Source organism: uncultured Rothia sp., assembly GCF_963507905.1.
GTDB lineage: Bacteria > Actinomycetota > Actinomycetes > Actinomycetales > Micrococcaceae > Rothia.
This window is the reverse complement of record NZ_CAUOUU010000003.1, coordinates 63,012-86,608: the sequence shown is the minus strand read 5'-3', so window position 1 is coordinate 86,608 and position 23,597 is coordinate 63,012. Positions and strand designations below refer to the sequence as shown.

General features: G+C 59.3%; 21 protein-coding genes and 1 pseudogene. 18 read left to right on the top strand and 4 right to left on the bottom strand.

Annotation, left to right across the window (positions count from 1 at the left end; all coding sequences use genetic code 11):
* Positions 1 to 42 precede the first annotated feature (42 nt).
* Together RQ593_RS03185 and RQ593_RS03180 are read right to left on the bottom strand one after the other, a co-directional pair.
* Positions 43 to 228, bottom strand: a complete 186-nt coding sequence (locus RQ593_RS03185; RefSeq protein WP_005505091.1) for an FmdB family zinc ribbon protein — start codon at positions 226 to 228, stop codon at positions 43 to 45.
* A 240-nt stretch (positions 229 to 468) separates the two neighbouring features.
* Entirely contained in the window at positions 469 to 1,128 is a 660-nt protein-coding gene (locus RQ593_RS03180; protein WP_246823179.1) for a 5-formyltetrahydrofolate cyclo-ligase, read from the bottom strand.
* 333 nt (positions 1,129 to 1,461) lie between these two features.
* On the opposite strand from RQ593_RS03180, the gene galU reads away from it, so the two are divergent.
* From galU to RQ593_RS03145, 7 genes are all read left to right on the top strand, one after another.
* Complete coding sequence (gene galU, locus RQ593_RS03175; RefSeq protein WP_070642885.1) at positions 1,462 to 2,370, top strand: UTP--glucose-1-phosphate uridylyltransferase GalU; 909 nt, start codon at positions 1,462 to 1,464, stop codon at positions 2,368 to 2,370.
* A 321-nt stretch (positions 2,371 to 2,691) separates the two neighbouring features.
* Positions 2,692 to 4,416: a hypothetical protein gene (locus RQ593_RS03170; RefSeq protein ID WP_294644492.1), complete on the top strand. Its 1,725-nt coding sequence runs from the start codon at positions 2,692 to 2,694 to the stop codon at positions 4,414 to 4,416.
* A gap of 417 nt (positions 4,417 to 4,833) precedes the next feature.
* Positions 4,834 to 5,322 (top strand): DedA family protein, encoded by a 489-nt coding sequence (locus tag RQ593_RS03165; RefSeq protein WP_294644490.1) that lies wholly within the window; start codon positions 4,834 to 4,836, stop codon positions 5,320 to 5,322.
* 166 nt (positions 5,323 to 5,488) lie between these two features.
* A complete protein-coding gene (locus RQ593_RS03160) occupies positions 5,489 to 6,667 on the top strand; it encodes a LysR substrate-binding domain-containing protein (protein ID WP_311449820.1) in 1,179 nt (392 codons plus the stop codon).
* Positions 6,668 to 6,705: 38 nt separating this feature from the next.
* The gene (locus tag RQ593_RS03155; protein WP_005505097.1) at positions 6,706 to 7,203 is read left to right on the top strand and encodes an NUDIX domain-containing protein; all 498 of its coding nucleotides are present in this window, start codon (positions 6,706 to 6,708) and stop codon (positions 7,201 to 7,203) included.
* Positions 7,203 to 8,387 (top strand): glycine betaine ABC transporter substrate-binding protein, encoded by a 1,185-nt coding sequence (locus RQ593_RS03150; protein WP_311449819.1) that lies wholly within the window; start codon positions 7,203 to 7,205, stop codon positions 8,385 to 8,387. The genes RQ593_RS03155 and RQ593_RS03150 overlap by 1 nt, the downstream gene beginning before the upstream one ends.
* Before the next feature lie 6 nt (positions 8,388 to 8,393).
* A complete protein-coding gene (locus tag RQ593_RS03145) occupies positions 8,394 to 9,617 on the top strand; it encodes a pyridoxal phosphate-dependent aminotransferase (protein ID WP_005508453.1) in 1,224 nt (407 codons plus the stop codon).
* 122 nt (positions 9,618 to 9,739) lie between these two features.
* Here the strand turns inward: RQ593_RS03145 and RQ593_RS03140 are convergent, their stop codons facing one another.
* Both RQ593_RS03140 and xseA read right to left on the bottom strand, forming a co-directional pair.
* The gene (locus RQ593_RS03140; RefSeq protein WP_049327598.1) at positions 9,740 to 9,997 is read right to left on the bottom strand and encodes an exodeoxyribonuclease VII small subunit; all 258 of its coding nucleotides are present in this window, start codon (positions 9,995 to 9,997) and stop codon (positions 9,740 to 9,742) included.
* A 66-nt stretch (positions 9,998 to 10,063) separates the two neighbouring features.
* Complete coding sequence (xseA, locus tag RQ593_RS03135; protein ID WP_311449818.1) at positions 10,064 to 11,365, bottom strand: exodeoxyribonuclease VII large subunit; 1,302 nt, start codon at positions 11,363 to 11,365, stop codon at positions 10,064 to 10,066.
* Positions 11,366 to 11,519: 154 nt separating this feature from the next.
* Between xseA and RQ593_RS03130 the strand changes: the two genes are divergently transcribed.
* From RQ593_RS03130 to RQ593_RS03080, 11 genes and pseudogenes are all read left to right on the top strand, one after another.
* The gene (locus RQ593_RS03130) at positions 11,520 to 12,743 is read left to right on the top strand and encodes a dehydrogenase (RefSeq protein ID WP_311449817.1); all 1,224 of its coding nucleotides are present in this window, start codon (positions 11,520 to 11,522) and stop codon (positions 12,741 to 12,743) included.
* A gap of 27 nt (positions 12,744 to 12,770) precedes the next feature.
* On the top strand, positions 12,771 to 13,856 hold the full coding sequence (locus tag RQ593_RS03125) for a 4-hydroxy-3-methylbut-2-enyl diphosphate reductase (RefSeq protein ID WP_311449816.1): 1,086 nt from the start codon (positions 12,771 to 12,773) through the stop codon (positions 13,854 to 13,856).
* 423 nt (positions 13,857 to 14,279) lie between these two features.
* A complete protein-coding gene (locus RQ593_RS03120; protein WP_311449815.1) occupies positions 14,280 to 15,233 on the top strand; it encodes an ABC transporter ATP-binding protein in 954 nt (317 codons plus the stop codon).
* Between the two features lie 69 nt (positions 15,234 to 15,302).
* The gene (locus RQ593_RS03115; protein WP_311449814.1) at positions 15,303 to 16,061 is read left to right on the top strand and encodes an ABC transporter permease; all 759 of its coding nucleotides are present in this window, start codon (positions 15,303 to 15,305) and stop codon (positions 16,059 to 16,061) included.
* Between the two features lie 144 nt (positions 16,062 to 16,205).
* Positions 16,206 to 17,468 (top strand): histidine kinase, encoded by a 1,263-nt coding sequence (locus RQ593_RS03110; protein ID WP_311449813.1) that lies wholly within the window; start codon positions 16,206 to 16,208, stop codon positions 17,466 to 17,468.
* Between the two features lie 136 nt (positions 17,469 to 17,604).
* On the top strand, positions 17,605 to 18,237 hold the full coding sequence (locus RQ593_RS03105; RefSeq protein WP_005508461.1) for a response regulator: 633 nt from the start codon (positions 17,605 to 17,607) through the stop codon (positions 18,235 to 18,237).
* Between the two features lie 216 nt (positions 18,238 to 18,453).
* Positions 18,454 to 19,539 (top strand): redox-regulated ATPase YchF, encoded by a 1,086-nt coding sequence (ychF, locus tag RQ593_RS03100; RefSeq protein ID WP_060824475.1) that lies wholly within the window; start codon positions 18,454 to 18,456, stop codon positions 19,537 to 19,539.
* 92 nt (positions 19,540 to 19,631) lie between these two features.
* Positions 19,632 to 20,879: a site-specific DNA-methyltransferase gene (locus tag RQ593_RS03095; protein WP_168163555.1), complete on the top strand. Its 1,248-nt coding sequence runs from the start codon at positions 19,632 to 19,634 to the stop codon at positions 20,877 to 20,879.
* A 1-nt stretch (position 20,880) separates the two neighbouring features.
* Positions 20,881 to 21,756, top strand: a complete 876-nt coding sequence (locus RQ593_RS03090; RefSeq protein WP_065423953.1) for a hypothetical protein — start codon at positions 20,881 to 20,883, stop codon at positions 21,754 to 21,756.
* Between the two features lie 85 nt (positions 21,757 to 21,841).
* Positions 21,842 to 22,045 (top strand): annotated as a pseudogene (locus RQ593_RS03085) (DUF933 domain-containing protein); the annotation flags it as partial.
* Positions 22,046 to 22,314: 269 nt separating this feature from the next.
* The gene (locus tag RQ593_RS03080; protein WP_049341835.1) at positions 22,315 to 23,493 is read left to right on the top strand and encodes a hypothetical protein; all 1,179 of its coding nucleotides are present in this window, start codon (positions 22,315 to 22,317) and stop codon (positions 23,491 to 23,493) included.
* Positions 23,494 to 23,597 lie beyond the last annotated feature (104 nt).

Genomic DNA, 23,597 nt, shown 5'->3' with positions numbered 1-23,597 from the left:
TGTGTTGCCCCGCCCCTTGTTTTGGCTGGTGTGGAACCCCGTTTAGGAGTTGCCCTTGTCGGTGCTGTAGAAGCCGGAACCCTTGAAGGTCACGCCGACGGTGTTGTAGCGCTTGCGCAGGGTTTCTTCGCCGCACTGCGGGCAGACGCGCAGCGCATCGTCGCTAAAGGACTGGCGCTGTTCAAAGACGTGGTTGCAATTCTTGCACTGGTAAACGTAGACCGGCATTTTGTCCTTCTGTATCCGTTTTCGCTGGGATGGTTTATTAACGTGGTTTGAGTGTACCGCTTTTGAAACGTTGGGAGCTATTTGCGTTTTCTTCTCAAAAAGCTATTTCTGGTTTCTTTTTGCCTTTTTCCTGAGTGATTTTGTGGGTGTGTCCCGAATATCTTTGTGCTTTTGCAGAAAGATGCGGGGTGTCAATCAGGAGTGAAACGGGCACGAGAGAATCGGGTACTTTTAGACCTGCTAACGGGTGCGGTAGATACCCTGCTCGGTGAGGATGACCGGCAGAATAGCATCCCACTGGTCGTAGGGGACAGCCTCGTAGATTTCGTCGCTGAAGACGATACCGATGCTCTGCTCCTCCAGCTGTTGTGCGCTGAGCAGGGGAATAATGCGGTCGTAGTAGCCGCCTCCCTGACCGAGGCGGTGCCCGCCGGCATCAAAGGCGAGTGCGGGGATGAGGCGCAGGTCGGCGTCGACGAAGGCGCGTTCGTCCTGTTCTTCGCCTTCGGGTTCCGGGATGCCCATGGGGCTGAGCGGATGCTCGACGGCAGGATCCCAGTGCACCCAGGCGAGTTTGCGACCGGGGCGTACGACGGGCACGAGGATGCGGTGTCCGTCCTTGTGCAGGCGGGTTAGTGCTTCGATGATGGGCGGCTCGGACTTGGTGGGCAGGTACGCCGCAATGGTGCCGGGGGAGTGGAGCCGCTGCGCGACCGCCTCGAGGATGTGGGCGGTGAAGAGCTCCTGCATCTGCTGCTGACCGCGTTCGCCGCGGTGGCTGCGCGCGGTGAGGCGGCGCGGGCGGATCTGGGAGCGGAGAATGTCTTTGTCCAGGGAGATGTCGTCTGGGCTGGCGCCGGCGTCGGAGTTGCTGGCGGCGGGTGCGGTGTTGAGGTGCATGGTGTGTCCCATCGTCGTTGCGGGTTGCGGGTGAAGGGGGAGCGTCCCGTAGAGGGAAGGGAGATGTGTTATTCCCGGGCTGAGAGGTATCCGCGAGTAAGGACGAAAACATCCTTGTAGGCTACGAAAATACCCGATTCTGCCGGGGCTGTAGATTCCACTTTTTAGTATAGGGTTTGAGAAAAATAGCGCTGAGTTCTGCGGGGCGCATTTTCTTTGCACGTCGAAGAATGTACTTGCGCGGATATGCAGTTAGTCACGTTGAAGATTTTTTCATGTCATAGTCGCGATAAATCGCCTTAAGTACTTTACAACTTAGGGTATTCTTGTGGCATGGCTACTGAAATTAAGTCTGTTACTAAGGCAGTTATTCCTGCTGCTGGTCTGGGCACCCGATTCCTGCCCGCAACGAAGGCAACCCCCAAGGAAATGCTCCCCGTCGTTGATCGCCCCGCGATTCAGTACGTGGTGGAGGAAGCAATCCGTGCCGGTCTGAACGACGTTCTGATGATTACCGGCCGTAACAAGCGTGCTCTCGAGGATCACTTCGACCGCGTTCCCGTTCTGGAGCAGCAGCTCGCTGAGCAGGGTAAGGACGCCCTGCTAGCATCTGTTGTTGAGACCAATGAGCTCGGTGGCGACCTGCACTACGTGCGTCAGGGTGACCCCAAGGGCCTGGGGCACGCTGTTCTGCGCGCAAAGCGCCACGTTGGTGACGAGGCATTCGCTGTTCTGCTCGGCGATGACCTGATTGACGAGAAGGAAGACCTGCTCTCCCGCATGGTGGAGGTTCAGGAGCGCACCGGCGGCTCCGTCGTTGCCCTGATGGAGGTTCCTCGCGAGGCTATTTCCGCTTACGGCGCAGCTGCTATTGAGGCTGTTGAGGGCGAAGACGGTTTCGTGAAGATCACCGGCCTGGTTGAGAAGCCTGCTGCTGATGAGGCTCCCTCGAACTACGCTGTGATTGGCCGTTACGTTCTGAGCTCGAAGGTCTTCGAGGTTCTGGAGAACACCGCTCCGGGCCGCGGCGGCGAGATTCAGCTGACCGACGCTCTGCAGACCCTGGCTCAGGGCGAGGGTGAAGGCGAAGGCGTCTACGGTGTGGTCTTCTCCGGCCGCCGGTTCGACACCGGTGACAAGCTGTCTTACCTGAAGGCAAACGTTATTCTTGCTGCTGAGCGTCCCGAGTTCGGTGACGACCTGCGCGCATGGCTGAAGGACTTTGTTGCAGAGAACTGCTAATTACTCTGCATCCGCTCTCTGATGAGGGCAACCGATAAATACCAACCACGCTGAGGAAGGCGTTCTTTCCGGTGGGGCGTTTTAGCCCCCATGGGAGGGCGCCTTCCTTTGCGTCGTTCGTGTCCGTTATGCGTGTGGCGTGCTGCTGGGTGAGGGTCCAGAGTGTGTCTTGTGCAGGGACGCGACGACGTCGTAGTGCGCATATTCCTTCTGGGGTATATGCGCATATCCAGCCCGATTCTTGCCGCTTATGGAAAGCATCGGGAATATAAGGGTATGATTAAAGTCTAGGGATAAAGGGACGATAGAGGGCGACCTGATATGACGCTGTTGAACACCTCGGGTGTGTTGGTAATTCTGACCGTGATTTTGCTGCTGTGGTTTGTGCCCAGGAGCCTGCGTCGCGCGCCCGCTGGTCCTTCCGTGGAGCCCGAGCGTCCCTTGATTAGTGCCGAGCGTACTGCGGAGGATATTCTCGCCTCCGCTGGCGTGCTGTTGAATGAGTCGGAGGCGTACCAGTCTTCCGATCACGCGGTGGCGCCGGGTACTTCTCTGCCTTCTTCTGCTCTTCCGCAGGCTTCTTCCCGTTCCTCCCACGCTGTAGAGGATGCCGTTCAGCCTGCCCCGGATACGGCTTCTATTTCGCAGATTCGCGATTCTTCCCCGACTGCTCCCTACACCGATGAAATTCCGGTGGTGGAGGAGCCGAAGCCCTCGCCGCTGTCCTACTTTGATACCTCGAGCCCGAGCGGTATCGCCCTGCTGGTTGCAGCTGGTCTGGGCGTGCTTGCCCTGGTGACCGGTCTTCTGGCGCTCTTTGGCGTTCTGGCGTGGGGTTGGGCTGTTCTCTTCCTGATTCTTGCTGGCGGCGCATGGGCTGTGAGTCGTTTTGGTCTGCTGGAGTCTGTCTCTAACCAGGTCAAGGCGAGCCGCGATGAGCGCCGCGCCAAGGCAGAAGCAGAAGATGCCGAGGGTACTGACGCTGAGGCGTACGAAGAGTCCGACGGCGAAGAAGCTTACGATGACGCTTCCGAGTCGGTAGAGGACTCGGCTGCCGAGGGCTCAGATTCTGAAGCTACTGAAGAGCCTGAGGCTCGCCCCGCAACCCGTGAGGCAGCTGCCTGTAAGCCGGTGCGCGGTGTGAACCGCGAGGCGGCACGCCCGAGCCGCGCGCACATTGCGGTGGACTCCTCTGAAGAGGCACACCAGGCAGAAGCAGCTCAGGCAGAAGCGCCTGCAACATCTGAGTCTTCTCACGCTGCCCGTCCCGTACCTGCTCGTTCTGCCGCCGCTCGTTCGGCGGAGGCGTCCGCGGGTCACCGTCAGGAGCGCCGCCAGCAGCGTCCAAGCCGCTTCCAGCCGATTCGCCGCGGAAGCGTGCTCTTTGACCAGGAGAGCGGTTCTGCTGCTTCCTCCACTGCACCACGTACTGCGGCGCAGCCTCAGCAGGTAGCGCAGGCTCCGGTTGCTCCGGTTACTCCGAGCCAGCCCGTACAGTCCCAGCCTGTTCAGCCCCAGCGCACTCAGTCCGTGCCCTCTGCTCAGCCCGTACAGTCCCAGCCTGTTCAGCCCCAGCCTGTTCAGTCCCAGCGCGCTCAGCGTGTGCCGTCTGCTCAGCCCGCACAGCCTGCTCAGCCGGTAGCACCTCAGTCTACCCAGGCGCCTGCCGCTCAGCAGCAGACTCCCGCGCAGCAGTCGGCTATTCAGCCGGCCCAGCCGGTGGCTCGCCAGGCGCTACGTGATGGTTCGCCCGTCCGCCAGGCACCTGCTGCACCTGCTGCTCAGGCTCCCGCTCAGCCGATTCCCGAAGAGATTCCTCTGCCGGACGTCCTGGATGATTCCGAGTTCGATGCACTGGATATCGCCTCGTTGAACAATCCGGCGCTCTCGACCGGCGCTACTGTGACCGGTGGTGTCCGTTCCACGAACCGTCACCCCGGTGCTGGCTCCTCCTTTGAGGCAGTGAGCAACACCTGGAACCCGGTTCAGCTGCCCAAGCCGCTGAGCGCTCTGCACCGTCAGGACAAGAACCAGGGTAAGAAGTAGACCTTGTTCTAGATATGCATAAAACCCCGACAGTTCGTACTGTCGGGGTTTTGTTTTGCTGGGAATGTGCCTCGGGAAAGGAACGATAAAAAGAAAAGGAACCCCGTCCATGGGGTTCCTTTTCCAGCATCACACACAGGAAGAAAGTCTTCTAGACCGATTAGGAAGGCCTTCCCACAAGGCCTGCCCTATTCGGTAATAAAAATATATCCTAATTCATTCACGGGTGACAAACTGAAAATAGCGACACCCTGTCAATAAACTAAGGTTGACCTAAGTAAAATCCGCGCCATTGCAGGCGAAACGGGGCGATACCCCTCCCAGAAAAAAGTTTAAAAAAATTTTTGAGCCCCTCCGGTACCTGAACAAGAAGCCTCGAAACGGGTCAATATTGCTGGTCCGTGAGAGAATATCCGGGTGAAAGAATGGTTTAACACACTTCCGTTTGAGGTTGCCCTACTCTTCATGTGGGTGGTCGGCATTGTCCGCACCAGCATCGTCTACGCCCTCGGAGCGCTTGCCGCTGAGGGTGGCTCCCGCCTCGCCCGCATCCGCAACGCGATGAACAGCCCGCTCTACCGCAAGGCCCGCGCCTTCATCAACCGGTGGGGCGTTATCGCCGTGCCTCTCTGCTTTTTGACTGTGGGCCTGCAGACCGCCGTCATCATCACGACCGGTTTCACGAAAATGCCGCTGCGCCGCTGGGTGCCCGCCATGCTCGCCGGAACTTTCATGTGGGCGTGCATCTACACCAGCTTCGGTTTTGCGCTGCTTGCCGCGCTCGGCCTGGAACCGTGGATGTTCCCCGTCGCCCTCGCCGTTGTGGTTACGGTACTGGTGGTCTCCGCCCAGATTCGCGAACGCCGTATTAACCGCGAACCCGTTGAGGACGTTGCCGAGAACTAACCCTCTTAGCCTCAACCTCTCTTAACCTCAGCCTCTCTCCGCGAACGGGGGAGGGGACCTCTCTTTCACCGCAGGGCACAGCGCCCCAGCAGCACCGCCCCTACCGTCACGGGATGGGTGTTTACCGACCTTAATGCCCGCTCCTAATCTGTGCTAGCGTGGAGGGATGACTTCTACCGCATCCTCCACCGCAGGTACCCCCGAAGAGCAGCCCATCAACGAACATGCTCTCACCGAGCCCAATGCCGAGTTGAGCGCACCCGAAAACACTACCGACCGGGTAGAAACCGAAGCGCCCGCCGAGGCTCCCACCCGCGTGTACCTGCACCCCGAGCAGCTGGCAATGATCCAGACCCCGGAGGCTCTGCCCATCCCCGTGCTGCAGCGTTCCATGCTGCGTGTTAGCTACGTGCCCGCGATTATGCCCGGCAAGTGGTTCAACCGCTGGCATGAGCGTTACGGCGACCGCGTGCAGCTGGCGGAGGTGCCCGTGCGTGAGGCGCGCGGCCTGGACTCCCTGCACCAGGATTTGTGCCTGATTGATCCTGCCCTTGAATCGGCGGCAGAGGGAGAAAACGCTGCCGAGGCGCCCGCCGAGGCTACCGATCACGCCCCGGTACCCGTCGTTGAGGTGCCCGAGAACCCCTTCGCACACATGAGCATTGTGCGCCCCGACCGCGAACCGGCAAGCACCGACGGCGAAAAGTACCATAGCATCCGCCTCTACGAGGAGCTACCCGTGGTCATTCTGCCGGTGGACCATGTGCTCACCGTGCTTGATGAGGTGCCCGTGGAGGAGCTTGCTGAAGAGTTCCTGCTGCAGCCCGCCTCCGATATTCCCGCCTATGAGGAAGTCTCCCGCGCATGGCGTGAGAACGCCGGTCGCATCGTGCCCGAGGGCCTGACCGATAAGGAAACCATCGAGCTGGTTGCCGCTGGTGTGGGTCTGTACATTGTGCCCATGTCCATTGCGCGTTTCTACCACCGCAAGGACCTCACCTACCGCCCCGTTGCGGGCCTGGACACCTACCCGGTGCACCTGGTCTGGCCGCGTGCCCCCAAGGGCGAGCCGCGCAGCGAAGAGCTCGAAGCGCTCCTGCAGGACTTCATCGGCATTGTGCGCGGCCGCACCGCAACCAGTGAGCGCGGTAGCGAAACCCGGCAGGCACGCGCCGAACGCATCGCCGCTGAAAAAGCAAAGGAAAAAGCGAAGGCACGAGCCGCCAACGCCCGCCGCGAAGCACGCGATAAAAAGCGCGCCAACGCCAAGAAAAACGGTAACGCGCGCCAGCACGCTCGACAGTCCGCCAAAGCCGCCAGCGCACGCCGCGGCAAGAAACGCTAACGAACGATAGACGGTAAAATCAAACCATGGCATTAGCAATGGAAACCCGACCCGCAGCCTACGCAGTGATCATTGAGCAGGGCAAGCTGCTCATGACCCGCTGGGTGCCCGAAGACCGCGCGCTCAGCCCCCTCTGGTCCCTGCCTGGCGGCGGCATGGAACCCGGCGAACAGGCCGACGAAACCGCGCTACGAGAGACCCTCGAAGAGACCGGTTACAGCGTCGCCATTGAAGACATTCTGGGCGTGCACGCCGGACACTTCCCCGTGCGCTCCACCCAGAAAGACCCGCAAGCGCTACCCTTCTGCGCCCTGCGGGTGGTTTTCCGTGCCCACATTGTCACCGGCGAACTGCGCCACGAAATCAACGGCTCCTCCGACACGGCACGCTGGGTACCCATCGCTGAGCTGGACACCATCCGTTACGGCACCCTCATCGACGAGGTCGCCTCCATGATGGGCTACTCTAACGCCGCCAGCTGGGCACGCGAATACCGCGAATTTCTTGCCGACGAAAACGCACGGAAGCTTCCCTAATGAACCGACTGACCCTCACCCGCCGTGCGGCGCTCACCTCCCTGGCGCTCGTGCCAATCCTTGCCGCCTGCGGTAGCAACGACACCACCCCGCATGTGGACCCTTCCGCCTCCAGCTACGGTACCCTGCGTATCGGCTACGGCGCCCTGCGTGAGATGCGCGCCGTAGCGCACGTGTACGCGCGCGCCCTGCGACAGGTCGGCTACACCGTCGAACTTGTTGACACCGATAACAGCCGCGCCGCCGCCCTGCGCGGGCTCATGGTTCCTTCGGCTAACTCTGCCACCCCTACCGCAACTCTGCCCGACGACGAGGAAACCGGCAGCACCACTGCCGCCGCCCCTGAATCGTTGGACCTGGTCATCGACTACAGCGGAGACCTGCTGCTCTACCTGACCGACGACGGCAAAATCAGCCCCGCCGCCGCACAGAACGAACGTATTGCCGCCTCCGTGAGTGCCTCCGCTCAAGCCGCAGGCGTGACCCTGCCCCCGGCGGCCACCCCCACCGCGGAGGAGAGCACCGCCTCCGCGCATGCTACGGACGGTACCGCGAGCCCCTCGGCAAGCTCCACCCGCTCCGCAGACCCCATCAACCTGCGCGCCATGAGCACCACCGACATGACCAACGCCATCTCGCGCATCCTGCCCGAAGAGCTCATGCTCCTCAACGGTGCCCACGCCACCAACAAGGATGTACTGGTCACCACCCGCGCCGTGAGCGCCCGCCACAAGCTCAACTCCCTCGCGAACCTGCGTGAGGTGCAGTCTTCCCTGGCGTTCTCCATCCCGACCGGGTACTCCAGCGGCACCTACGGCGTGGATTCTTTGCGTAGCCTCTACCGTTACCGTGTGCACGACCCGAAGATTCAGGACGACCCCGCCGAGCGCGTCAACGCCCTCACCGCAGACACCGTGCAGGTGACCCTGCTGCACAGCAGCGACTCCGCGATTGAAGAGAACCGCCTGGTCACCCTGGAAGACCCCTCGACGGCGCTTTTGCAGCAGCAACTGGTGCCCATTATCCGCCGTACCCTGCCAGATAGCGCCCGGACGGCAATTAACCGCGTATCATCTACATTAGACACGGGTAACCTCTCGTTCCTGCTGCGTCTGACTAGCGGTTCCAACCCCATCGCAGATGATGACGCAGCACAATTCATTTTGGATCACCCTAGAAAGTAAATCATCATGACGAAGTACCGTCAGTCCTCAAAGTTGAGCAACGTCCTGTACGACATCCGCGGCCCCATTCTGGATGAAGCCAATCGCATGGAAGCGATGGGCCACCGCATCCTCAAGCTGAACATTGGTAACCCCGCGCCCTTCGGCTTTGAGGCGCCGGATGCCATCATGATGGATATCATTCGTCACCTGCCCGAAACTCAGGGCTACTCTGACTCCCGCGGCCTCTACTCGGCACGTACCGCCATTGTGCACCACTACCAGAACCGCGGCATCATGAACCTCGACACCGAATCTATCTACTTGGGTAACGGTGTGTCTGAGCTGATCCCGATGACCCTGCAGGCACTGTGCGAGACCGGCGACGAAATCCTGGTCCCCATGCCCGACTACCCGCTGTGGACCGCAGCCACCGCGCTGGTCGGCGGCAAGCCCGTGCACTACCTCTGCGATGAGGAAAACAACTGGTACCCGGACATCGAAGACATTAAATCGAAGATTACCGAGCGTACCAAGGGCATCGTGGTTATTAACCCGAACAACCCCACCGGTGCCGTCTACCCGCGTTCCGTGCTTAAGCAGATTGTGGATGTGGCACGCGAACACGGTCTGGTCGTGTTCTCTGATGAGATTTACGAAAAGATTACCTACGATGGCGCAGAGGCCATCAACATGGCGACCCTCACCGGCGACGACGTGCTCTGCCTGACCTTCTCCGGCCTGTCCAAGGCATACCGCGTCTGCGGTTACCGTGCGGGTTGGGTCGCTATCACCGGCCCGAAGAAGGACGCTTCCAGCTACCTGGAAGGCATTCACCTGCTCGCCTCCATGCGCCTGTGCGCCAACGTTCCGGCACAGCACGCCATCCAGACCGCGCTCGGCGGCTACCAGTCCATTAACGAGCTGATTGTTCCCGGCGGCCGCCTGTACGAGCAGCGCACCCTGGCGCACAAGATGCTTAACGAGATTGACGGCATCAGCTGCACCAGCGCGGACGGCGCGCTCTACCTGTTCCCGAAGATTGATGTTGAGCGCTTCGACATTACCGACGATGAACAGTTCGCCCTGGACCTGCTCAAGAGCCAGAAGATTCTCTTCAGCCACGGCCGCGCGTTCAACTGGAAGGACCCGGACCACTTCCGTCTGGTGTTCCTACCCGATACGCAGACCCTCACCAGCGCCCTGGAGCGCCTGGGTAACTTCATGGCTGACTACAAGCAGAAGCACTAGCCCTGCTGTCTCTGCCTTGTGACAGATAGAAATAGCCTGCCCCGCAGTTCTGATGAGCTGCGGGGCAGGCTATTTTTATTTGACAGCTGGCGGATGTGCCAGAGCGGGTGCTGGAAGCGGCTTTAGTTTGCCAGGTTCTCCTGACCAGCCTGTGCACCGCGTGCCGCGTTCAGGCGCTCCTGCGCGCCCTGCAGCCACGCCTCGCAGCGGGCGGCAAGTGCCTCGCCACGCTCCCACAGGGCGATGGAGGTCTCCAGGTCACTGGCGCCGGACTCCAGCTGGCGCACGACCTGCTCCAGCTCGGCACGCGCCTGCTCGTAGCCGAGGGTTTCGACGGGTGCGCCCAGCTCGGCGCTGTTGAAGCTAATGTTCTCGCTCATTGAGGAACCTTTCAGAGGTAAAACCTAGGGATAAAAACTAGAGGTAAAACGTAGGGGTATCGAGGTTTAGGAGATGTTTGAGGGGTCCGTAGAAGTCACGGCCGCCTGCGCCGAACCGGTCGCCGCGCGTACCATAATCTGCTCGCCCTCGCTCAGCGCCGAAGCGTCACGCACAATAGCGCCCGCGGCATCCTGAACGATAGAGTAGCCGCGGTTGAGCGTCTGCGCAGGCGAGAGCGAACGCACCCGCGCCAACGTATGCGACAGAGTCGCCGACTCACGCTCCAGATGGTGCTGCACCGAACGGTGAGCGCGCTCGCGTAGCTGGCTCAGCTCTTCCACACGCATGAGCAGGGAGGACTCCGGGTGGGTGAGCACCGGGCGGCTCCGCAGCTGCGCAATGTAGTTCATCTGCATGCCCACGTAGCCGAGCACCGCACGGTCCAGGCGGGCGCGGGCCTCGGTGATGCGGGAGGTTTCCTCCGAAATATCGGGCACAATGCGCTTACCCGCATCGGTGGGGGTGGAAGCGCGCAGATCGGCGACCGCATCGAGGATGGGGGAGTCCGCCTCGTGACCGATTGCCGAGACCACCGGGGTGGTGGCCGCCGCGACGGCGCGGATGAGCGCCTCCTCGGAGAAAGGCAGCAGGTCTTCGAAGGAGCCGCCGCCTCGGGCGATGACGATGACGTCCACCTCCGGGTGGGCATCCAGTTCGGCGAGGGCCGCAATGACCTCAGCCGCCGCACCCTCACCCTGAACGCGGGTATTGCGCACCTCGAAGACCACGCCGGGCCAACGCAGGGAGGCGTTGCGGATAACGTCCTTCTCCGCGTCAGAATCGCGACCGGTAATCAGACCCACGCGATTCGGCAGCATGGGTAGCGGCTTCTTCCGCGCGTCAGAGAACAGCCCCTCGGCGGCGAGAGCTTCACGCAGACGCTGCAGCTGCTCGTGCAGGTTGCCGGTGCCGACCGCGTACACTTCCTTGCCGATGAGGGAGAGCTTGCCGTTCTTCCACAGGCTCGGCTTGGCGCGGGTGACGATGCGAGCGCCTACGGTCACATCAGCCGCCAGGCCGCTACCGGCACGCCCGAAGAGCGCGAGGGTGAAGGAGAAGTCTTCGTTGAGGTCTTTGAGCTCCATGAAGACGTTGCCACCGCGGCCGTTGAGGGAGGCGACCTGCGCCTCCACCCAGAGCTCGGGAACCTTGTCTACGTAGTTTTTGAGGTTCTGCGCGAGCAGGGCGAGGGGCCAGGGGTTGGTGGCGGTGGTTTCCTGAGACTTCCCGGGAAGCTGCCGCTCGTGCACGGGTGGCACCACCAGTGCGGGTGCCGGCTGCGCTGCGGAGGGGTTGTAGAAGTTCATACTCTCTATTGTCCCTGATTGGTCGGTTATGCGCCTGCGCGCAGGTCAGCCTGGCGACTCGGTAGCTTGCACGGAGTGCAGGAAGAACTTAGCTTCTGGCGCATTCTGCGGGTCTGAATCGGCTTTGAACACCGTGAGCGGGTACCCTAGGCTCATGCGCTCACCCGATCAGTCAGCACATCAGAACAATGCCCTCAACACCGCCGCGGCTTCGTCAGCGGCGGGTACTGGCGCGCAAAACTACCCGGCGGACGCGACCCGAGTCGTGGGCACCCGGATTACCCGCACGGACGGCTACTACACGGGTGGTTCCTCCACCGCGGATGAAGACACCACCCTGCTACAGCCCACGCGCACGCTCGGCCATCCCGCAGCCCCCACCAAAGCTGAGTTGCAGGCCGCCCCGGAGCCTCCCTTCGCAGCAGGTTTGCGGAGGTTCCTGACCGTTGTGCTGTGCGCCCTGGCCCTGGTGACCGGTCTGGGTGCGACCACGGGTGCCTGGGTGAACTCTAAGCTCATGTCAGAGCGCGGTTTCTCGCAGATTTCCTCCACCCTGGCGGAAGATTCGCAGCTTGCCTCGCGCATCGCGGACGGCGCAGTGGAAGACCTTATGAACTCCGAGGCTATGACAACCTTCCTCGACGGCACCAAAGAAAGCGGCTTATACTCCATTCTTGTAAAGCCGACACAAGACGGCATACGTTCCCTGCTCAACCGTTCCGCGGCTGAGCTGTCAAAAACTGAAGAATATCGAAGCCTCTGGAAGGAAATAGCCGAGGAAACTCGCCGCTACAACCTTGAACACCAGGGCGGCCCCGCCGTCATTGTGCTCACCCCCTTCTACCGTGCGCTGGATGCGAAGATCGGCTCTATCGGCTCCTTCGACCCGGACCTGACGAAGCTCGGCCCTGAAACCCTCAACATTGACCGGGTAAAGGACGGCAACAACCAGCAGGAGCAACAGGAATGGTACCTGCACGCCGGCATTAACCGTGCCGCCGCGCTGGGCAAATCCACCGTGCCGCTGACTATCATCTCGGTGCTGAGCCTGCTGCTGGCTACGTTGCTGGCACCCAGGCACCGCATCCTGGTGCCGGTGGTCACGGCCCTGCTCTACGCCCTGCTGGGCTGGGGCGCCGCAGGCTGGTTTGGCGCCCAAAGCCCTGAAACCTTGGGAATTACCAGCCACAGCACCGCCGGAACGGCACTGATTACCGGGGCATGGAACCAGCTTGCACCGTCACTGACCGGGCACTTGCAGGCGGCGGCAAGCTACGGGCTGGTCATGGCGATTCTCGCCCTGCTGCTCGGTATTCTGATTCGCCTCATCGCCCTGGGACGTAGCCCTGCGAGCGGTGCCACAGTCATCACACACTAAAAGTCCGAACAACGTAGGATAGTAACCATGTCCACTGAAACTATTGCCCTGGGCCTGCCGCCCGTACCCCGCGAGCGCCGCAGCCGCGCCGACGTTGAAGCCGCCGCACCCGTCACCGGTGAGAAGAAAGTCCTGCTCGCCACCCCGCGCGGTTACTGCGCAGGCGTTGACCGTGCCGTGATCGCTGTTGAGAAGGCGCTGGAGCACTACGGTGCGCCCGTCTATGTGCGCAAGCAGATTGTTCACAACCGCCACGTGGTGGAGACCCTGGAAAAGCAGGGCGCTATCTTCGTTGATGAAGTGGACGAAGTCCCCGAAGGCTCCGTGACCGTGTTCTCGGCGCACGGCGTGTCCCCGGCGGTGGTTTCCGCAGCCGGCGACCGCTCCCTGAACACCATTGACGCGACCTGCCCGCTGGTGAACAAGGTGCACCGCGAGGCTGTGCGCTTCGCCAAGCAGGACTACGACATCCTGCTCATCGGCCACACCGGCCACGAAGAGGTCGAGGGTACCGCCGGTGAGGCGCCCGAGCACATCCAGATCGTGAACTCGCCCGACGAAGTGGACCAGGTGACCGTCCGCAACCCGGAGAAGGTCGTCTGGATTTCTCAGACCACCCTGTCCGTGGACGAAACCCTGGAAACCGTGGCGCGTCTGCGTGAGCGTTTCCCCTCCCTGCAGGACCCGCCCTCGGACGACATCTGCTACGCAACCTCCAACCGCCAGGGCGCCATCAAGGAGATCGCTCCGCGCGCCGACCTGGTCATCGTGGTTGGTTCGGCAAACTCCTCGAACTCCGTGCGCCTGAAGGAAGTGGCACTCGAATACGGCGCTAAGCGTGCCGAGCGTGTGGACTTCGCACACCAGGTGGACGAGTCCTGGTTCGAGGGCGTGGCGACCGTGGGCCTGACCTCCGGCGCGTCCGTGCCCGAGGTTCTGGTTCAGGAGGTGCTGGCTCTGCTCGCCGAGTACGGCTACAGCACCATTGAAGAGGTGGAGACCGCGAAGGAAGACATTCTCTTCTCCCTGCCGAAGGAACTGCGTTCCGCCCTGAAGAATGATGAGAACGTGGGCCGCCAGCTCGGTGGCCGCGGTGCTAAGCCCAATCGCTAAACTCTTATACTGATGACCCCGTGTCCTCTTCCCGCTTTGGGGAGAAGACACGGGGTTTTTGCGTCTGATGTGCGGGATGCGCGGTTTGGGATGCTTGTGCAGCTTCGCGCTCACGCTACGCGGGGGAGTGCCCCCTCTTCAGCGCCTGGGGGCGCTTCGAGGACGGAGCCCCCGCTTCGCGTGACCGCCTCCGCTGCAGGGGAATGTCACCTCGCCCCAACAACGACTGACACAGGCGCTTCGAGGACGGAGCCCCCGCTTCGCGTGATCGCCTTCGCTGCGGAGATTACCTCGTTGCCATGCTGTATTACCGCTGAAAATGCCTCGCTAGAACAGCCGCTCCGCGAACTCATGACATTTGTCATGTGCAGGTCATGACACTCTGTACCGCACCGGCGCGAAAACCGGCGGTGTAATAGAACCATGAACACCGCAGCACTTCAGAACAGCAAGCACAACACCGCAGAAACCGTTATTTCCGCCCGCTCCCTCCGCCAGGTTTTCTCCACCCGTGCGGCAGGCACCGTGGTCGCCGTCAACTCGATTGACCTGACCGTCAAGCGCGGCGAAATCATCGCCCTGCTCGGTCCCAACGGCGCGGGCAAGACCACCCTCATCGACATGATTCTTGGTCTGACCCAGCCCAGCGGCGGCGAGTTGAGCGTCTTCGGTCGCAACGCCTCCGAGGCGGCACGCGCCGGTCTACTCGGCGCGGTGCAGCAGACCGGTGGCCTGCTCAAGGACCTGACGATCCGCGCCACGGTCGAGATGATTGCCGCCCTGTACCCCAAGCCCATTGACGTGGATGAGGTACTCGCCGGCGCCGACCTGACCGATATTGCTAAGCGTAAGGTCGGCAAGTGCTCGGGCGGTCAGCAGCAGCGTCTGCGTTACGCCCTGGCGACCATGCACTCGCCGGAACTGCTGATCCTGGACGAGCCGACCGCCGGCATGGACGTGAATGCGCGCCGCACCTTCTGGGAGCGTATGGAAGCCATCGCCGAGCGTGGAACGACCATTCTTTTTGCGACGCACTACCTGGAAGAAGCACAGAACTTCGCCCAGCGCATCGTGCTCATGGAATCCGGCTCCATCATCGCTGACGGCTCCTCCGACGAGATTCGTGCCCTGACCGGCCACCGCCACCTCAGCTTCCTCGCACCTGCACCCATCACCGACCTGGACGTGCCGGTTGAGGTCACCGAAGAGTCCGGCGGGTACCGCCACCGCATCTCCGTGGTGGAGATTGAACAGGTACTGCGCACTCTGCTGAACAACTACAGCATCACCGACCTGGAAGTCACCAAGCCCTCCCTGGACGAGTCCTTCACCCTGCTGACTGAGCAGGCCGCCGCCTCCAAGGCATCCGACGCCTAAACATCAGACTGCCTAAACACCACACCATCTAAACGCTACACCGCCGCTACACACCTCAAGGAAAACATCATGCTCCGCTACGCACTCTACGACATCCGCGCTTCTATCCTCTCGACCGACCGTTTCTTCTTCGGCGTGGCACTGCCGATTGTCTTCTTCCTGCTCTTTGGCGCGATGCAGGACTACTCCTCCCAGCAGATGGGCGACGGCAACGTAGCGGCCTACGTCATGATTGGCATGGCGCTGTACGGTGCCGTGCAGAACACCGTGGCGATTAGCGGCAGCACCGTCACCGAGCTCTCCAGCGGCTGGAACCGCCAGCTGGCGCTGACCCCGCTGACCACCGGCAAGTACCTGGGCGCGAAGGCGCTGACCGCCCTGGTGATTTCTGCGCTGCCGGTGATTGCGGTGAACATTGTGGGCATGTTCACCGGTGTTGAGATCCCCGTGAACCAGCAGCTTGCCGCCGGCGCGCTGACGGTGCTGTGCGGTCTGGTGTTCGCCTTCTACGGCATCATGATGGGTCTGCTGATTCGTAACGAGAACGCCGTGTCCATTGCGAACGGTCTGCTGGTGATTATGAGCTTCTTCGGTACCGTGTTCTCCCCGCTGAGCACCGACCTGCTGAACTACGCACGTTTCACTCCGCTGTACGGTGCCGCTGAGATTGCCCGCTACCCCTTCAGCTCAGGTCGGACCATTATTTCGGGCGGTGAGGACTGGCTCGTCACCGAGCCGCTCTGGTACGCCGTGGTGAGCCTGGCAGCGTGGGCGGCGATCTTCCTGGGTGTTTCTGCCCTGCTGATGCGCCGCGCAACCCGCCGCTAAACGCTTCTTCCCGCCGCAGCCTTGAACCCTAAGGCTGCGGCGGAAGCCGTACCCACTCACACCCCATCTGCTAACACTGCCGCGCCGGTGGTATCTGCACCCGCGGCACCCGCACCCTTGGCACCCGCACGTTAGGCTAGAACTATGACCGAAACCCACACGCACCCGCACAATACTGACCAGGCTCGAGCTGAGCACGAGGCGGCACCCTCCGCCGCGAAGCGCATCCTGGGTAAGCACCGCTTCCGCTTCCTCCACCGCGAACGCCGCGGCAACGTGAACTGGCTGGCGCTGGGCTTTAGCGCCCCGTGGCTGGTGTTTCTGCTTATGCCGCTGGACAGCTTCCTCACCACCCCGGAGCTGGCGCCGGTGCGCTGGGCCGGTGTGGCGCTGATTGCGCTGTTCGCGGTGGTGAACTGCTCGGCGTACGCGGTGCCGTGGCTGGTGCCGGTCGCCTCCACGGTGCGCCGAAGCGTCATCTGGACGGCACTGATGATTCTGCCGTTGGTAGGTATGGCGGTGTTGACCCCGAGTGACATACACGTAATTCTGCTGGGCTTCGGTATGTACTTTGTGGCGTTCTGGATTTTTGGCACGATTGCCCCGTACCGTCTGCGACTGACCGTCGCGGCGTCGATGGGCGCAATCTGCTGGTTGACATTCGTTACTGTGAGCGGTTTCGATTTCTCCTCTCACGGAGGCATTGCTCTCTTTATCGGCGCGCCGCTGCTGGGTCTTCTGGGCTTCTCTTACCTGATTGAGCTGGGTGAACGCGCGGACGTAGCTCGTGCCTCCCTGGCGCTCTCCGAGGAACGCGAGGAGATTGCCCGCGACGTGCACGACGTGCTGGGCCACTCCCTGACCGTCATCACCCTCAAGGCGGAGCTGGCACAGCGTCTGCTGGAGATTGACCCCGCCCGCGCCGGCGCCGAGATGGAGGCAATCGCGCAGCTGTCCCGCGCATCCCTGGCGGAGGTCCGCTCAACCGTGACGCGCCTGCGCGTGCCCGACTTCTCGGGCGAGATTGAGGGCGCGGGACGTGCCCTACAAACTGCCAGTATTCGCGCCGAACTGCCGGAGGCTCAGAACGCGCTCGCGGTGGCCGGTGTGAACGCGAAGCTGTTCTCCTGGGTTCTGCGTGAGGCGGTCACGAACATGGTGCGCCACTCGGGTGCGAACGCGGCGCGGGTGCGTCTGAGCGCAACCGGTCTGGACATCCTCGATAACGGCGTGGGTGTGGGCGATGCGCGCGGTAACGGTCTGACGGGTATGGCTCAGCGTGTGGCGGCGTCCGGCGGTAGCGTGGTGATTGAGGCGGCGCCCGAGCAGTGGCTGGCGGAGAACCCTGGCGGTGGGGTGGGTACGCGCATCCGTGTGAGCATGGACGGTGACACCTCACTGCTGTAGGTAGGTTCTGCAGATTGTGGAACTTGGCGCCGCGCCCTGGACGGGGGAGCTACCCGCCCCTGTATGGTGGTGGTAGACAACCTCACGCGGTTGTTCCGCCCGCCTTATCACCCCGTCTTCAGCCCTGGGAGGCTCCATGATTCGTGTTCTGCTCGCTGACGATCAGCAGCTCATCCGTGAGGCTCTTGCCGCTCTGCTGGGTCTGGAGGTTGACCTGCAGATTGTGGGTCAGGTCGGTAGTGGTGACGAGGTGTTGGGCGCTGTCGCCCTATTGAAGCCGGACGTGGTGCTGTTGGATGTGCAGATGCCCGGTACTTTGCTGGCTGATGGTATTGAGGCGGCTGCGGCGCTACGTGATGCGGGTGCGGTGAGTGAGTCGGGTGAGCCGGTGCGTACGCTGATTGTGACGACGTTTGGCCGTCCGGGTTATGTGCGCCGCGCCCTGGAGGCTGGTGCGAGTGGTTTTGTGGTGAAGGATACGGGTGCTCGCCAGTTGGCGGAGGCGATTCGTCGTGTGCATGCGGGGTTGCGTGTGGTGGATCCGTCGTTGGCGGCGGATTCTTTGGTGACGGGTGCTTCTCCGTTGACGGAGCGTGAGGCGCAGGTGCTGCGTGAGGCGGCGTCGGGTGGTACGGCTCAGCAGATTGCGTCGGCGTTGTTTTTGTCGGCGGGTACGGTGCGTAATTATTTGTCGGCGGCGATGGCGAAGACGGGTGCGTCGACTCGTCAGGATGCGGTGCGTATTGCCACGGAGAACGGCTGGCTCTAGCCCCCTGCTCTCATCAACACGGGCGGCTCCTGCCCGAACACGGTAGAATGGTAGTGTCTATGCCCGCAGGCGCCCCGCACCCGTTTCTTCCTGAGACCGCCGGTGCCGCGCTTGGAAGCGGGCACCATTTTCGCCCTGTGCCCGCCCGCACCCGCCGCATCACGTACGCGGCGCATCCTGAGTGTTTGGCGGGGTACATGATTCGAAGGAAAACTTGTGGCTCTAACTATCGGCATTGTTGGCCTGCCTAACGTGGGCAAGTCCACCCTGTTCAACGCTCTGACTGGCAACACCGTGCTGGCGGCTAACTACCCGTTCGCGACCATTGACCCGAACGTGGGCGTGGTGAACCTGCCGGATGCGCGTCTGAACCGTCTGGCTGAGATTTTTGGTTCGGAGCGTATTCTGCCTGCGACTGTTTCGTTCGTTGATATTGCGGGTATTGTGAAGGGCGCTTCTGAGGGTGAGGGCCTGGGTAACAAGTTCCTCGCGAATATTCGTGAGGCGCACGCTATCGCCCAGGTGGTGCGTGCGTTTGATGACCCGGATGTTATTCACGTGGACGGCAAGGTCGATCCCGCCTCCGATATGGAGACCATTAACACTGAGCTGATTTTGGCTGACCTGCAGACTTTGGAGAACGCTATTCCGCGTCTGGAGAAGGCTGTGAAGATTAAGAAGGGTGACGCCGCTCAGCTGGAGACCTACAAGGCTGCGCAGAAGATCCTGGAGGATGGTGACACCATCATTTCTCGTGCGAAGGACGAGAAGCTGGAGCTGGCTCACCTGAAGGAGCTGAACCTGCTGACTGCTAAGCCGTTCATTTACGTGTTCAACGCGGATGAGGGCATTCTGGCGTCTGAGGAGAAGCAGCAGGAGCTGCGCGATATGGTGGCGCCGGCTGAGGCTGTGTTCCTGGATGCGAAGCTGGAGGCTGACCTGGTGGAGCTGTCTGAGGAGGAGGCTCGCGAGATGCTGGAGATGAACGGTCAGGATGAGTCCGGCCTGGACCAGCTGGCTCGCGTGGGCTTCTCGACCCTGGGCCTGCAGACTTACCTGACTGCTGGCCCGAAGGAGGCTCGCGCCTGGACTATTTATAAGGGTGATACTGCGCCGCAGGCTGCTGGCGTGATTCACTCTGATTTTGAGCGCGGCTTCATTAAGGCTGAGGTTGTGTCGTTCAAGGACCTGGATGAGGCTGGCTCCATGGCGGAGGCGAAGGCTCGCGGTAAGGTCCGTATGGAGGGCAAGGACTACATCATGCAGGACGGCGACGTAGTCGAGTTCCGCTTCAACGTCTAATCTACGTCGGTTCCAAATACCATAGGGGTAGAAGAATAATGGATACAAGATTACTCGTACCTTCATTTGCAGAAGATACTGAGAAGTTCCTTATGACTGGGGCTGGAGACCTCCGGAACACAACAACTTTCGCAGATAACATGAAGCGTCCTGTTCACAGATGGTTCCGATACAGCGCTGGCTACTCAGCAGATTGGGCCGGTAGCTTGATGCGGCATTGGGGAGCGCAAACGGTACTTGATCCTTTTGGAGGCTCTGGAACAACTTTGCTCGCTGCGCAAGAGCAGAAAATAGAATCTGTGGCTACAGAAGCCCATCCAATGGTCGCGCGTATCGCAAGTGCAAAGCTTTTATGGACCGAAAATCCAGATGAGCTACGCGAACGTGTAGATGAGGTATTGGCGGCAGTTAAAATAGATCGTCCAGTTCAGGTACCTACAGCACCTCTTATTGCCAAGTGTTTCCCTGACTCAGCATCATTACATACACTTTTGAGGATTCGCGATGAGGTATTGAACCAGCAGAATACGGATGGAATCGCTGAACTATTATGGCTTGCGTTCATCTCGATTATCCGTGCATGCTCTCCGGCAGGCACTGCGCAATGGCAGTATGTATTGCCGAATAAAACCAAAAGTCGCGTAGCTGAACCGCTAAGTGCTTTCGCGTCTGCTGGTGAGCTTTTTGCATCAGATATGGAAAAACGACAATTTTTGCTTGGGGATAACCCTGCAACGGCTACCATACTTCATTCTGATGCAAGAAATCTGGTAGGTGTTAAGGATAATTGGGCTGAAGCGGTAATTACATCCCCCCCTTACGCTAATAATTATGATTATGCTGACACTCTTCGCCTGGAGCAGATTTTACTTGGAGAAATTGAAGGGTGGAAAGACTTGCGAGAACTACGAACTGTTTTGTTACGATCCGCTACACAAAATATGGGGCGTTGGAATGCAGAAGAGGCCCTTGAATCTCCTCTGATGAGTCCTATCATGAATGAATTTATGCCTGTGTATGATGATCTTACAAAAGCTCGTAAAGAACGTGCAGGGCATAAAGCATATAACACAATGCTAGCTGGCTATTTTTATGATAATGCAAAGGTATTTCACTCGCTGCGACGTGCGACTAAGACAGGAGCAAAAGTGTGCTACGTAGTGGGAGATTCAGCTCCGTATGGTGTTCACGCTCCAGTAGAAAAATGGCTTGGCGAGCTTGCTGTAGCAGCAGGGTTTAACTCCTGGTCATTTACTAAAGTTCGAGATCGTAATACTAAATGGAAAAACCGTAAGCATAATCATCCTCTGCATGAGGGATATCTATGGATTGAGGGATAATATGGCTACTTCACCTTCGCACGCGTTGGGGCAAATTGCTGGCTATATGATGGAACAAGCTTTTTACGATATGCTTCTTCCTATTGCTTATGAATTTGACCTATATGTTGACCGCCAAGGTCCTAGACCTGCGCGAGGCCAAAAGAAGAAAGTTACATGGGTCGATGTGCACCAAAATAAACATGACCTAGACTTCGTTTTGGAACGTGGAGGTACACAGGAGATTATCGGCACTCCTGTTGCCTTTATCGAAAGTGCTTGGAGGCGCTACACAAAGCATTCAGTTAATAAGGCTGGTGAAATTGCTAATGCGCTTATCCCGCTGAGGATAACTTATCATTTTGCTAATCCTTTTCTTGGTGCTTTAGTGGCAGGTGAATGGACTCAAGGTGGTATTAGCCAGATGGAGTCTCAGGGAATTGATGTTTTGCACTTTCCAATGGAACTGTTAGTCGACTCATTTCGGGTCGAAAATATAGACTTTTGGTTTGATGAGAAGACATCTGCGGACCATATGGCGGCTCAAGTTAAGCGTTGGGCGTCGATTGGGGAGGCGGGGCAACAAAATGTTATTTTGTCCCTTCGTGAGAATGCTGAAAATCAATTTAGTAATTTTGCTGGACGATTGCGAGAGCATCTATCCCGTAAAATTGACAGCATATTTATTCTTCCCCTGTATGGCGTAAATTATGTTGCTCAGAATCTTGATGAAGCTCTTGGATTTCTCGCAAGAATGAAAAACTCTAAAGGGATGCCTGATGATCTTAAATTTACGCGGGTCGAGATTCAGATTAGATATTCTAACTCAACTGACATAAATGCATCATTCAATTCGTACATGGAGGCGATTGCCTGGTTGCGACAAAATTATATGTAATAGTAAATGTGGTTTAGATAGTTTCTGGCGTTAGTCTTGTAAAAAAATACCTTTACTGTAGTTGATATGAAGCGAAGGAAAAATCCAGGGTGATACTGCGCCGCAGGCTGCCGGCGTGATTCACTCTGATTTTGAGCGTGGCTTCATTAAGGCTGAGGTTGTGTCTTTCAAGGATCTGGATGAGGCTGGCTCTATGGCGGAGGCGAAGGCTCGCGGTAAGGTCCGTATGGAGGGCAAGGACTACATCATGCAGGACGGCGACGTGGTGGAGTTCCGCTTCAACGTCTAATCTGACGGGTCGATAGGACTTTGAGAATCCGGTGACGGAGGGATGACGAAATTCATCTCACTGTCACCGGATTTTTTGTACCCTTAATGCGTAATGTAAGCCGCTATATCAAAAAGAGATTGTAAAAATTATCGTCAATACATTACTACAACTCGTCGTGCGGGGGAATATCTCACACCTCCGCCGGCAGAAGTAACTGAGGAAACGCAGAATATTGCTGATGCATGATGACTTGGTTGAGCTCGGCTTCAGTGTTTAGGAGGCAAGAAATGATAATCGACTGGTGGAATTCTCTTTCAGCTAAATTGGCGTGGGACGACCCGATGTTTCTCGTGGGCTTAGCGGCCCTCATAATCCCTGTTGTGTTATGGGCGCTAGGATTACGGCAATCAAAACGTGACAGCAAGTCGCAAGCCAAACAAGCAAGACGTGACAGTGAGTTGCAAGCCAAATTCCTCGAGAGTCAAACGTTAGTTTCTCAACGCCAGCGACGCGATGAGCTACCGGGGATTATTAATCGAGCCACAGAACCCCCGCATCTGGTGACGTTATGGGAGGAAGTTAGTGGGTATAAGAAAGAGGACCGGGAATTCCTTCTCACTCTTCTTCGCGACAATCCTGCTCTTCCGCTTCCTGGATCGTCCGACGGCGTGAAGGTGCAAGATAACCTAACTGATGCTGTTGTGAGCCATTATGTTGACGGGTTCGAGCGCCGTTATGCAGAAAGTGACGGACACCAACCCTATCCCGGATTGCTCGAATTTATTAAGGAAGCAATAAGACAGGGAGCAACGATTGAGGACTCGCGTATCGTCGCGCTTGTTACGGGACCGACGGCAGAAAAGCAACGTCCAGGTCACTCCTTCTACCGGGATCTGGTTAATCTCCATCCCCCTGTAGCAAGCGGTCTTCTTGAAGCGGTTGAGAGGATTGATTCCCAGGCTCCTGGAGGTCTTAAACTGAATGTTCTGACAGGTACCCTCCTGGCAGTCAGAGATTTGGAACCGCGGTGCCAAGACGGGAGGTTATTTGAGGAAGAGGTAAGGGCGCTGAAATATGGAATTGCTACAGCTCTTGCTTCTCTGCTACGTCAAGGTGCCCTATGCTCGTTTGATGAGTGGGAACTTGAAGGAGCGACTGAGCGCGTGACTGCTACAGCCGCCTGGCTCATCAGAGCGGTTGGATGGGTTGCCGATGTCGATGACCTTCAATCGAAGTGGATGATTGAGAATCTAGCTTCCGCAATTGAATCGGATTGCATAAGGGACTGGGGAATTGATGACGCCGATGTCCGCCAGGGATTCGAGTGGATCAGTGAAAAGTGCCCCAAATTGTGGGAAACCTATGGGGAAGGGCTGGAAAAGGCAGCCACGGAAATTGGACCCTGGAATGGGGCCTCTCCTCGTAGGTTATCGCTTACCACCCTGAAACGTCGAGTTACACCGTGACGTGGTGGAGTTCCGCTTCAATGTCTAAGCGATAAAAGCATAAAAGCGGAGCCCCGCACTGTGTGTACAGTGCGGGGCTCCGCCCTATTACCCCTTGCGCGCCA

Excerpts from the sequence above, each read along its gene's own strand:
- RQ593_RS03185 (WP_005505091.1), bottom strand. The coding sequence starts at position 228 with ATGCCGGTCTACGTTTACCAGTGCAAGAATTGCAACCACGTCTTTGAA.
- RQ593_RS03180 (WP_246823179.1), bottom strand. The coding sequence starts at position 1,128 with ATGCACCTCAACACCGCACCCGCCGCCAGCAACTCCGACGCCGGCGCC.
- galU (WP_070642885.1), top strand. The coding sequence starts at position 1,462 with ATGGCTACTGAAATTAAGTCTGTTACTAAGGCAGTTATTCCTGCTGCT.
- RQ593_RS03170 (WP_294644492.1), top strand. The coding sequence starts at position 2,692 with ATGACGCTGTTGAACACCTCGGGTGTGTTGGTAATTCTGACCGTGATT.
- RQ593_RS03160 (WP_311449820.1), top strand. The coding sequence starts at position 5,489 with ATGACTTCTACCGCATCCTCCACCGCAGGTACCCCCGAAGAGCAGCCC.
- RQ593_RS03155 (WP_005505097.1), top strand. The coding sequence starts at position 6,706 with ATGGAAACCCGACCCGCAGCCTACGCAGTGATCATTGAGCAGGGCAAG.
- RQ593_RS03150 (WP_311449819.1), top strand. The coding sequence starts at position 7,203 with ATGAACCGACTGACCCTCACCCGCCGTGCGGCGCTCACCTCCCTGGCG.
- RQ593_RS03145 (WP_005508453.1), top strand. The coding sequence starts at position 8,394 with ATGACGAAGTACCGTCAGTCCTCAAAGTTGAGCAACGTCCTGTACGAC.
- RQ593_RS03140 (WP_049327598.1), bottom strand. The coding sequence starts at position 9,997 with ATGAGCGAGAACATTAGCTTCAACAGCGCCGAGCTGGGCGCACCCGTC.
- xseA (WP_311449818.1), bottom strand. The coding sequence starts at position 11,365 with ATGAACTTCTACAACCCCTCCGCAGCGCAGCCGGCACCCGCACTGGTG.
- RQ593_RS03130 (WP_311449817.1), top strand. The coding sequence starts at position 11,520 with ATGCGCTCACCCGATCAGTCAGCACATCAGAACAATGCCCTCAACACC.
- RQ593_RS03125 (WP_311449816.1), top strand. The coding sequence starts at position 12,771 with ATGTCCACTGAAACTATTGCCCTGGGCCTGCCGCCCGTACCCCGCGAG.
- RQ593_RS03120 (WP_311449815.1), top strand. The coding sequence starts at position 14,280 with ATGAACACCGCAGCACTTCAGAACAGCAAGCACAACACCGCAGAAACC.
- RQ593_RS03115 (WP_311449814.1), top strand. The coding sequence starts at position 15,303 with ATGCTCCGCTACGCACTCTACGACATCCGCGCTTCTATCCTCTCGACC.
- RQ593_RS03110 (WP_311449813.1), top strand. The coding sequence starts at position 16,206 with ATGACCGAAACCCACACGCACCCGCACAATACTGACCAGGCTCGAGCT.
- RQ593_RS03105 (WP_005508461.1), top strand. The coding sequence starts at position 17,605 with ATGATTCGTGTTCTGCTCGCTGACGATCAGCAGCTCATCCGTGAGGCT.
- RQ593_RS03095 (WP_168163555.1), top strand. The coding sequence starts at position 19,632 with ATGACTGGGGCTGGAGACCTCCGGAACACAACAACTTTCGCAGATAAC.
- RQ593_RS03090 (WP_065423953.1), top strand. The coding sequence starts at position 20,881 with ATGGCTACTTCACCTTCGCACGCGTTGGGGCAAATTGCTGGCTATATG.
- RQ593_RS03080 (WP_049341835.1), top strand. The coding sequence starts at position 22,315 with ATGATAATCGACTGGTGGAATTCTCTTTCAGCTAAATTGGCGTGGGAC.